The sequence below is a fragment of the Citrobacter sp. wls757 genome, from assembly GCF_005280935.1.
GTDB classification, from domain to species: domain Bacteria; phylum Pseudomonadota; class Gammaproteobacteria; order Enterobacterales; family Enterobacteriaceae; genus Citrobacter; species Citrobacter portucalensis.
The window spans coordinates 275,918-280,275 of the sequence record NZ_SZWU01000020.1; the positions used below are offsets into that span (position 1 = coordinate 275,918).

Sequence of the window (4,358 nt, forward strand, 5' to 3'; positions counted from 1 at the left end):
TGTGGTCAGGTTATCGGGTGTTCATGCCGATATAAACATTATGCTATTCAGGTACTAAAAAGGTCAAATACTGGCTGATAACTCCTTGATTATCTCTACCAGCGTGTCGCGTGACGTGACTCGCTCATCCATCTGAAGGTGCTTGTGCGCAATGTCAAACCCATCGACATTTAACAGCACTCGATCTCCTGACTTGAGCTTCAACGAACCAGCTACCGCTCCATCGGAGCGCCTAACTAGATCGTAAATATCACCTCCATCAGAACAAACCTCAGCCACATCAACCCCCTCTTTGCTATCAACAAATTTCACTCTTCCGGCCAGGATAATCCCGTCCACAGAACCAACATACCAAATGGCGCAAATTTCCTAATAGGTTGGCTGGAAGAAAAATAAAACTATTTACTGCAACATCTTAACTATACTCCAAAACAACTGTACATATAAACAGTATTTATCTGTTTTGCTTAAGTATGCACATGAAAGGTCTGTTTTCGCAAGGTCATTTATCCGATTGATTTAGATAAATTTTATTGCTACTTTCGCGCAAAAATTGATCGTTTATTTTAACAGATGACTACGTCAAAACTGTCGATTGTAAATATCTGATTGGAATGCTCTCGTCAGGTAAATGACAAAGGTGTCGATGTCGTCAGGGGGCATATTTCACTGGCGTTGAGGAATGTCAGGTTGGCAATTTGTTGCTGCGCTGTGCTTATTTGATAATCGATTTCATAGATCAATTTAATCAAATCGATCGGTATTATCGATCGACTAAAATTTGTGGCGGTCTTTATGCGTAAACGCGTACTCGTATGTGAAGTTGAAAGCCTCGTTTTCGGTGTCGAATCGCTGGTCTGTGATGTCTATCCAGCGACCGCCTTTACGAAGCTTCTGAGCGACCCATTTGCCTTCGGAAGGGAAAACCACGTAAGAAACGGAGTAATTGTTGCCGATATTAGGGGTTGGGTATGATTCACCTTCTGCCAGCATATAAAAATTTATACCGGCAACAATTAAGCGCCCCATTACTTCTTCTCGTTCTGGGCTGCCATATCCAGATAGCGAGGATCGGATGCTTTCGGCAACGTCAGACTCTGCTCGCGGTAGAAGCGCACTCGTTCCATGAAGTATTCACGCAGATGCTCTGGCTGATCACGGGCTACCTGTTCAGCGATAACTGGCATATTCATGCGCTCTTTGTACGCTACGCCTGAAGCAGCCAAGTCGACGTTAACCTTGTCCTGCTCTTCTTTGGATTTTGCTGCGATGTTATGACCAGACATATTGAATCCTTATTGCGTCCGTGTGCATATGAGAGCGTTCACCCTCAAGACCTTAGCATTCCATGGACCTTGTGCATCTGTGTAATCCATTTCAGTCACTAATAGAGAATAATATCCTCCCCCCATAAACCTTAAATCTATATTCGTCGTAAGGAGATTATCTCCATGCCCTCCCTGCGCCTGAAGTCTATCGGCGCTAATTTCAAGGACTTCAGCGTCAAAATCCCCATTGATTACAACGTGCTTTTTATCAACAACATGAATTTTAACGCCAGTCTGACATTCAAAATTTATGGGTTGCTGTTTATCAAATGGGGTGTATTCAGCATTAGTCATAAACGGAGAAACCAAAGCTACCGCTGCTATCATCATTTTCATTTTTATCGAGCCTTAACAAAAAGAGCCAAGAAGATATCATGGCTCACATTTAGTCAATTTGCTTTATGTCATTACAGCCGCTTAACTTGACTTAAGCGGCAATTTGTTTCGACTGGCATAGTTCCGGCAAATTAGCACGTACCAGCGCTTCAGCGAACGGCGGCGGCACGGCGTTGCCGCAGCGCGCAACCTGCTTGTCCTTCGCATACTTCTTACCCCGAAAGTCCTGGTCGATGATGTACCATTCCGGGAAGCCTTGCGCGCGGTATAGCTCGTGCGGTTGCAGCATGCGCATACCAATATCAACGATGCGGTAAGTTATGCCGTCAACTGTCACCAGTCCGTCGCAATCCTCGCCGCAGTATTCCCGCAGAAACTCAAGAGTCTGCTGCGCGCGATGTTCGTCGTATTCATCGACCGCAAGAGTGGTTTTCACCTCCCCTACGTGCAGCCCGCCCGCCGTCACCGTTGGCATTGGTTCACTGGTTGGTTGTCCGTCCCGGCAGGTGCCGCGCAACTTCACCAGATGAGAGGCAACTACTGCATGATGGTCGACAGTGGTAACTGAATGAACAGGCTCATCTAAACCGACGCCCGGTCCCGAGTAATTACCACCGTAGTGTTTCGCCAGAAACGCGCTCACTGTCGCGAATTTATTACCACCTGCAGTAACGGTGCCCAGCGGGTTATCCAGTCGCAACACACGCGGTTCTTGCCCGGGACGTTCACCATATCCCATCTGAATCAGCGTAGGCGTTACCAGTTGAGATTTACCGCCACCACCAGCTGTGATCGTTGCGCTCGGCTCGTCTGCCCGATGGCCGACACTGGCACCAAACTGGCGGGCTATCACTGGCGCAACCAGACAGGCGCGGGATTGCTTCAGAATGGTGTGAGCAGGTTTATCCAGCGGGCGCGGTTTAGCCTGGTATTCACTGCCGCCGTTGCCAGCCAGGAACGGGGTCAGCGCGGCTTCTACCAAACCAAGAGCATGCCCATTCCCGCCCGGGCGTTTTGATGTGCCAGCGGTAACCGTCGGTACTGGTTCGGTAACAGGCTGACCGGTTGCACCAGTGCGAAACTTTGTCAGGTGCGGTACGGCTAACGCGTAACCGTGGGTTTTAGTAATGGTTTGCAAAGGTTCGCCCAGCGCCTGACCACGGAAACAGTCGTAACTCGTTTTGGTGCTGGTGTGATTGCATTTCACGATGAACGGCGACGCACTGTCGATAACAAAGCGCTGTATGCCGCGCGCGATCCGCTTCAGGGTATTTTCTGCCAGCTGTTTTTTGCGATCGAATATTGACGGCGCCGGGATTGTCCAGTCGATACACTCCGCAGCGGTGCGCCATGGTGCCAGCCTGCCAGCCTGAACCGCAGGTGATTTCGGATCCCCATGCGTTGGTTCCGGCCACACAATCGGCTTCCCATCGCGGCGCATGACCATGAAGAAACGTTTTCTGATTGTCGGTGCGCCATAGTCGCAGGCGCGCAGTTCGCGATACTCCACGACATAGCCCAGACCTTTAACCAGCCGAGCGGCATCCTCGCTATCAAGCGAAATATTCAGAAACTCACAACACTCAGCCAGCGCCGGAAGGCTCGCCGGGATACCGGTTGTCAGCATGCCAATAAACGCTTCAAAAGTTTCGCCCGCGCGGGCTGGGTCAGGTCGCATTTCTCCAGCCAGTAACGGCCCCCACGTTTTAAACTCTTCGACGTTCTCCAGTTTCATTACCCGCGGCTCAACATCCAGCCCCCAGCGTAATACTACCCAGGCCAGTCCGCGGATCGCTTTCTCAACAGGTTTAGCGCCTTTAGCTTTAGAAAAGTGGCGGCAATCTGGAGAAAACCACGCCAGCGCCACCGGACGTCCTGCGGTAGCTACCTTTGGTCGAACCTCATACACAGACTCGCAGTAGTGCAATGTATCAGGGTGGTTCGTTGTGTGCATCGCCACGGCGTTCTCGTCGTGGTTAATAGCAATATCAACGCTGCGACCGATTGCCAGCTCAATTCCCGTACTCGCCCCGCCGCCGCCGGCAAAGTTATCAACGATGATTTCTCTCACGCGTATTTCTCCATGGCGATGGCCAGTGACTGTGCCGCTGTGATGATGGCCGGTACCGGCATTTTCTCCAGCCACATGCGATTGATGTGATGTTTAAGGCGGCGCTGGTGATGTGACGGAAGATCCCCGGCACTTTCAATCTGGCTATATACCATTCCCACTTCGGCAGGCCAGACGGTTTCCTCAACATCCACCAGCAACAGGTTTTCCAGCTCGACGATACGCTTCGTGGCGTATTCCAGTTGCGGATCCATCACTTCTCTCCCTGATGCTGTTCAGTTTTGATATGCAGGCGCGGCTCCCCGTCTTTCGGTTCAGGCCATTCTCGCTGCTTGTTTACCGCCAGCTTTTCTACCATCGCCAGGGTAATCTGCTCGTCACTGATACCGGCACGACGTTGCGCATCCCATAACAGGAATTGCATGTCAGCCCATTCGCTAAGGTCGCCAGGTTCAGCAGCAGCCTCGAGCGCTTCTTTGGAAAGGTGCTTCAGCGGACCAACTGGGCCGACATCGCCGAAAGTAGTCAGTGACCATGCTGCATGTTCACGGCGTACTTGCTCACGGGCTACCGACTCCAGAACTCCATTAATCACCTTCACAGCATCAGCCATTGCGTAGCCG

At 50.9% G+C, this 4,358-nt stretch carries 7 protein-coding genes; all 7 read right to left on the reverse strand.

Annotated elements, in window-relative coordinates:
- Positions 1-63: 63 nt before the first annotated feature.
- On the reverse strand, positions 64-312 hold the full coding sequence (locus FDW94_RS07370) for a hypothetical protein (RefSeq protein ID WP_137377386.1): 249 nt from the start codon (positions 310-312) through the stop codon (positions 64-66).
- 462 nt (positions 313-774) lie between these two features.
- Positions 775-1,029, reverse strand: a complete 255-nt coding sequence (locus tag FDW94_RS07375; protein WP_137377387.1) for a hypothetical protein — start codon at positions 1,027-1,029, stop codon at positions 775-777.
- Entirely contained in the window at positions 1,029-1,286 is a 258-nt protein-coding gene (locus FDW94_RS07380) for a DNA polymerase III subunit theta (protein ID WP_137377388.1), read from the reverse strand. The genes FDW94_RS07375 and FDW94_RS07380 overlap by 1 nt, the downstream gene beginning before the upstream one ends.
- A 9-nt stretch (positions 1,287-1,295) precedes the next feature.
- Positions 1,296-1,664, reverse strand: coding sequence for a hypothetical protein (locus FDW94_RS07385; RefSeq protein WP_137377389.1), 369 nt, complete (start codon positions 1,662-1,664; stop codon positions 1,296-1,298).
- A gap of 91 nt (positions 1,665-1,755) precedes the next feature.
- Positions 1,756-3,735 (reverse strand): DNA cytosine methyltransferase, encoded by a 1,980-nt coding sequence (locus FDW94_RS07390; RefSeq protein WP_249358343.1) that lies wholly within the window; start codon positions 3,733-3,735, stop codon positions 1,756-1,758.
- Positions 3,732-3,989 (reverse strand): hypothetical protein, encoded by a 258-nt coding sequence (locus FDW94_RS07395; protein WP_137377403.1) that lies wholly within the window; start codon positions 3,987-3,989, stop codon positions 3,732-3,734. Before FDW94_RS07395 ends, FDW94_RS07390 begins: the two co-directional genes overlap by 4 nt.
- Positions 3,989-4,358 (reverse strand): DUF550 domain-containing protein (locus FDW94_RS07400; RefSeq protein WP_137377390.1); only part of this gene is annotated, 370 nt, incomplete at its 5' end. The genes FDW94_RS07395 and FDW94_RS07400, both read right to left, overlap by 1 nt.